Source organism: Pseudomonas sp. Sample_24, assembly GCF_004307605.1.
GTDB lineage: Bacteria > Pseudomonadota > Gammaproteobacteria > Pseudomonadales > Pseudomonadaceae > Aquipseudomonas.
This window is the reverse complement of sequence record NZ_RCNW01000267.1, coordinates 1-5,364: the sequence shown is the minus strand read 5'-3', so window position 1 is coordinate 5,364 and position 5,364 is coordinate 1. Positions and strand designations below refer to the sequence as shown.

Below are 5,364 nucleotides of genomic sequence, written 5' to 3'. Positions count from 1 at the left end.
ATAAAAAAGAGAGGCCGGGATGTACATCTATCGCTTGGTCCTGCTCCTGGTAGTGGGGATTTATCTGTTTTCCCCGGCCATCATGGATTGGTGGATCGACGCCACGGGCGCCTGGTATCGCCCTTATCTGCTTTGGCTGATCCTGATCGTCGTGACCTTCATCCTGCAGAGCCAAAAAGATGCCGATGAGCTTTAGCCTGACCCAGATGATCCTGATCAGCGCCGCGTACCTGGCGGTGCTGTTCGGCGTAGCCTGGATCAGCGAACGGGGCATGATCCCGCGGGCGATCATTCGCCATCCGCTCACCTACACCCTGTCGCTGGGCGTCTACGCCAGTGCCTGGGCGTTTTACGGCACGGTCGGCCTGGCCTATCAATACGGCTACGGCTTCCTGTCCAGCTATCTCGGTGTTTCCGGCGCATTTCTGCTGGCGCCGGTGTTGCTGTATCCGATCCTGAAAATTACCCGTACTTATCAGCTGTCGTCCCTGGCGGACCTGTTTGCCTTCCGCTTTCGCAGCACCTGGGCTGGTGCGCTCACCACGATTTTCATGCTGGTCGGCGTGTTGCCGCTGCTGGCGTTGCAGATTCAGGCGGTGGCGGACTCCATCGGCATCCTCACCCGCGAGCCGGTGCAGCATCGCGTGGCCCTGAGTTTCTGTGCGCTGATCACGCTGTTCACGATTTTCTTCGGCTCCCGACACATCGCCACCCGTGAGAAACATGAAGGGCTGGTGTTTGCGATTGCCTTCGAATCGGTGATCAAGCTGATTGCACTCGGTGGCGTCGGCCTGTATGCGCTGTACGGCGTGTTCGATGGCCCGCAGCAACTCGAGCTTTGGCTGCTGCAAAACCAGACCGCTCTCGCCGCGCTTCACACGCCGCTGCAGGAAGGCCCGTGGCGAACCTTGCTGCTGGTGTTCTTCGCCTCCGCCATCGTGATGCCGCACATGTATCACATGACCTTTACCGAAAACCTCAACCCGCGCTCATTGGTGAGTGCAAGCTGGGGCTTGCCGCTGTTCCTGCTGTTGATGAGCCTGGCAGTACCGTTGATTCTCTGGGCCGGCCTGAAACTCGGCGCCACCACCAACCCGGAATATTTCACCCTGGGCATTGGTATTGCCGCCAATAGCAAGGCGTTGGCGTTGCTGGCCTATATCGGCGGATTGTCCGCCGCCAGCGGCCTGATCATTGTCACTACGCTGGCGTTGTCGGGGATGGCGCTCAACCATCTGGTGCTGCCGCTCTATCAGCCGCCAGCCGAGGGCAACATCTACCGCTGGCTGAAGTGGACCCGCCGCGCCCTGATCGTCGCGATCATCATGGCCGGTTACGGCTTCTATCTGCTGCTGGGTGCCGAACAGGATCTGGCCAATCTCGGCATCGTCGCGTTCGTTGCCACCTTGCAGTTCCTGCCCGGCGTACTCTCGGTCCTGTACTGGCCGACCGCCAACCGCCGCGGCTTCATCGCCGGTTTGCTGGCGGGGATTCTGGTGTGGCTGGTGACCATGCTGTTGCCGTTGGTCGGCAATCTGCAAGGCTTCTACATTCCGCTGTTGAACATGATCTACGTACTGGACGACACCAGTTGGCACATGGCCGCAATCGCCTCGCTGGCCGCCAACGTGTTGATGTTCACCCTGATCTCGCTGTTCACCAACGCCAGCACCGAAGAAGCCAGCGCCGCCGAAGCTTGCGCCGTGGACAACGTGCGTCGCCCGCAACGCCGCGAACTGCATGCCGCCTCGCCACAGGAGTTCGCCACGCAACTGGCCAAACCGTTGGGCGCCAAAGCGGCACAGAAGGAAGTCGAACAGGCCCTGCGCGACCTCTATCTGCCCTTCGACGAGCGTCGACCTTACGCCTTGCGCCGCTTGCGTGACCGCATCGAGGCCAACCTCTCCGGTCTGATGGGGCCGAGCGTGGCCCAGGACATGGTCGAGACGTTCCTGCCTTACAAGGCGGGTGGCGAAAACTATGTCACCGAAGACATTCACTTCATCGAAAGCCGCCTCGAGGATTACCACTCGCGCCTGACCGGCCTGGCGGCTGAACTCGATGCCCTGCGCCGCTATCACCGCCAGACCCTGCAGGAGTTGCCGATGGGCGTCTGCTCGCTGGCCAAGGATCAGGAAATCCTCATGTGGAACAAAGCCATGGAGGAGCTGACCGGTATCGCCGCGCAGCGCGTGGTCGGTTCGCGCCTGAGTACGATCGCCGACCCATGGAAAGAACTGCTGCAAGGCTTCATCAACGTCCCCGACGAGCATTTGCACAAGCAGCACTTGGCCCTCGACGGCCAGACGCGCTGGCTCAACCTGCACAAAGCGGCGATCGACGAGCCGCTCGCGCCAGGCAACAGCGGCTTGGTGCTGCTGGTGGAAGACCTGACCGAAACCCAGATGCTCGAAGACAAACTGGTGCACTCCGAACGCCTGGCCAGCATCGGTCGACTGGCCGCCGGGGTAGCCCACGAAATCGGCAACCCGATCACCGGAATTGCTTGCCTGGCGCAAAACCTGCGCGAGGAGCGCGAAGAGGATGGCGAGCTCAAAGAAATCAGCGGGCAGATCCTCGAACAGACCAAACGTGTGTCGCGCATCGTGCAATCGCTGATGAGTTTTGCCCATGCGGGCAGCCACCAGCACAGCGACGAGCCCGTTTGTCTGGCGGAGGTCGCCCAGGACGCAATCGGTTTGCTGGCGCTGAACCGACGTAATTTCGAAGTGCAGTTCTACAACCTGTGCGACCCCGATCACTGGGTCGAAGGCGACCCGCAGCGGCTGGCGCAGGTATTGATCAATCTGCTTTCAAACGCCCGCGATGCCTCGCCTCCCGGCAGCGCAGTGCGGGTCAAGAGCGAAGCCGGCGAACACACGGTCGACCTGATCGTGGAAGACGAAGGCAGCGGTATCCCCTCGAGCATCATGGACCGATTGTTCGAACCCTTCTTCACCACCAAGGACCCGGGTGAAGGTACCGGTCTGGGCCTTGCACTGGTCTATTCCATCGTTGAAGAGCATTATGGACAAATCACCATCGACAGCCCGGCTGATGTTCAGAGCCAGCGCGGCACCCGTATACGGGTGACATTGCCGCGTCATGTCGAAGCGACGTCCGCTGTGAACTGAGACCGTCGAGAGTATCGAATCAATGCCGCACATTTTGATCGTCGAAGACGAAACAATTATCCGCTCCGCCTTGCGCCGCCTGCTGGAACGTAACCAGTATCAGGTCAGCGAAGCCGGTTCAGTGCAGGAAGCACAAGAACGCTTCACCATTCCCACGTTCGACCTGATCGTCAGTGACCTGCGTCTTCCGGGCGCCCCGGGCACCGAGCTGATCAAACTCGGCCAGGGCACTCCGGTGCTGATCATGACCAGTTACGCCAGCCTGCGCTCGGCGGTGGATTCGATGAAAATGGGCGCGGTGGATTACATCGCCAAGCCTTTCGATCACGACGAAATGCTCCAGGCCGTCGCGCGCATCCTGCGCGACCGCCAATCGTTGCAGACCAGCGGTGAACCGGTTGTCGGCAAAACCAGTAATGGCGCAGCCAAATCCGGCCCGGACAACAGCAACGGTGAAATCGGCATCATTGGCTCGTGCCCGCCGATGCAAGATCTGTACGGCAAGATCCGCAAAGTCGCACCGACCGATTCCAATGTCCTGATCCAGGGCGAATCCGGCACGGGTAAAGAATTGGTGGCGCGCGCCTTGCACAACCTCTCCAAGCGCGCCAAGGCACCGATGATCTCGGTGAACTGTGCGGCGATTCCGGAAAGCCTGATCGAGTCCGAATTGTTCGGCCACGAAAAAGGTGCGTTCACCGGCGCCAGCGCCGGGCGTGCAGGCCTGGTGGAAGCCGCTGATGGCGGTACGCTGTTCCTCGATGAAATCGGCGAGTTGCCACTGGAAGCCCAGGCTCGACTGCTGCGCGTGTTGCAGGAAGGCGAGATTCGCCGGGTCGGCTCGGTTCAGTCGCAGAAAGTCGATGTGCGCTTGATTGCCGCGACCCACCGCGACCTCAAGAGCCTGGCCAAGATCGGCCAGTTCCGTGAAGACTTGTACTACCGCCTGCACGTGATTGCGCTGAAATTGCCCGCCTTGCGCGAGCGAGGTGCCGACGTCAACGAAATCGCCAATGCCTTCCTGGCGCGGCAGAGCGCACGGATCAATCGTACCGACCTGAAATTCGCCCCGGACGCGGAGCAAGCCATTCGTCATTACTCATGGCCAGGCAACGTGCGTGAGCTGGAGAACGCCGTCGAGCGCGCGGTCATTCTTTGCGAGAGCCCGGAAATCTCCGCCGAGCTGCTGGGCATCGATATCGAACTCGGTGATCTGGAAGACGACGAGTTCATCGGCCTGCCCCCGCAACAGGGCAGCGCCAGCACCGGTAACAACAATCACGAGCCGACCGAAGATTTGTCCCTGGAGGATTATTTCCAGCATTTCGTGCTCGAGCACCAGGACCACATGACCGAAACCGAACTGGCCCGCAAACTCGGGGTCAGCCGCAAGTGCCTGTGGGAACGCCGTCAGCGCCTTGGCATTCCACGGCGCAAAACCGGGGTGGCCAGCGAGAGCTGAACCGCAGCTGCCTCATGTGCGGGTAACAGGTGACTTTGTGAAAAAACTGTTACCTCAGTTTTTTCACGTAACAGAAGCCGGGGCTTACGGTAACGAAGCCCCGGCTTTTTTTGGCCTGCGCAAACCTCAACAGCACGCCTAACCCCTTGTTTTACTGGGCCTCACAAAAGTTGGCACGCACCCTGCTATATGTTTGGTACAAGAACAATAACAAGCAATGCACAAGACAATAAAAATAAGACGAATCGACTCACGCACAATAAAAACAAGACGGCGAGAGGCGCAGCTAACTGATTCTTTTGGAGAGGCGTTGTATTTGGGGCTTGCCCCACGACCAGGCCGAGAACAACAAAAACTGTCTTAAGACAGAGCCTGTACTGGTTGGATCGAGAGATCACTGCAATTCAGCGACCAAAGCAATCCGTTTGCTCTTGGCTCCCGATTGGGAGGGTCATGAAGGAAAGCTTCATGGCGAGGGCACTTAACAAAAACAAAAAGCCCGAAACCAATAACAAAAATAGAGCATGCAACTACTTCTTGGGGAGCTTCGGCTCCCCTTGTAGTTTCTGGCGTTTGGCGCCCTGCGCTCCCAGAGTCTGCCGCTATGCCTATTGCGTCCGCAGACAGCCCCTTCAAGCTCTTGCGCAGCTTCCTACACCATCCCCCGACTAAATGCTAGAATCCCCGCCCATCATGCGGTCATTCTTCTGTTTTGGCCGAACATTCCTTCAAACAGTGCATCCCATGCTGAAGAAGCTGTTCCAGTCA

The 5,364-nt window shown here is 59.2% G+C and carries 3 protein-coding genes; all 3 read left to right on the top strand.

Translation table 11 applies throughout. The features are described from left to right. The first annotated feature begins 19 nt into the window (after positions 1-19). The 3 genes from D8V06_RS14745 to D8V06_RS14735 are packed head-to-tail and all read left to right on the top strand — an operon-like array spanning position 20 to position 4,596. Positions 20-196: a hypothetical protein gene (locus D8V06_RS14745; RefSeq protein ID WP_003176118.1), complete on the top strand. Its 177-nt coding sequence runs from the start codon at positions 20-22 to the stop codon at positions 194-196. After that, a complete protein-coding gene (locus D8V06_RS14740) occupies positions 180-3,134 on the top strand; it encodes a sensor histidine kinase (protein WP_177434431.1) in 2,955 nt (984 codons plus the stop codon). The genes D8V06_RS14745 and D8V06_RS14740 overlap by 17 nt, the downstream gene beginning before the upstream one ends. A gap of 22 nt (positions 3,135-3,156) precedes the next feature. Then, positions 3,157-4,596 (top strand): sigma-54 dependent transcriptional regulator, encoded by a 1,440-nt coding sequence (locus tag D8V06_RS14735; protein ID WP_056855622.1) that lies wholly within the window; start codon positions 3,157-3,159, stop codon positions 4,594-4,596. Positions 4,597-5,364: the final 768 nt, after the last annotated feature.

Excerpts from the sequence above, each read along its gene's own strand:
- D8V06_RS14745 (WP_003176118.1), top strand. The coding sequence starts at position 20 with ATGTACATCTATCGCTTGGTCCTGCTCCTGGTAGTGGGGATTTATCTG.
- D8V06_RS14740 (WP_177434431.1), top strand. The coding sequence starts at position 180 with ATGCCGATGAGCTTTAGCCTGACCCAGATGATCCTGATCAGCGCCGCG.
- D8V06_RS14735 (WP_056855622.1), top strand. The coding sequence starts at position 3,157 with ATGCCGCACATTTTGATCGTCGAAGACGAAACAATTATCCGCTCCGCC.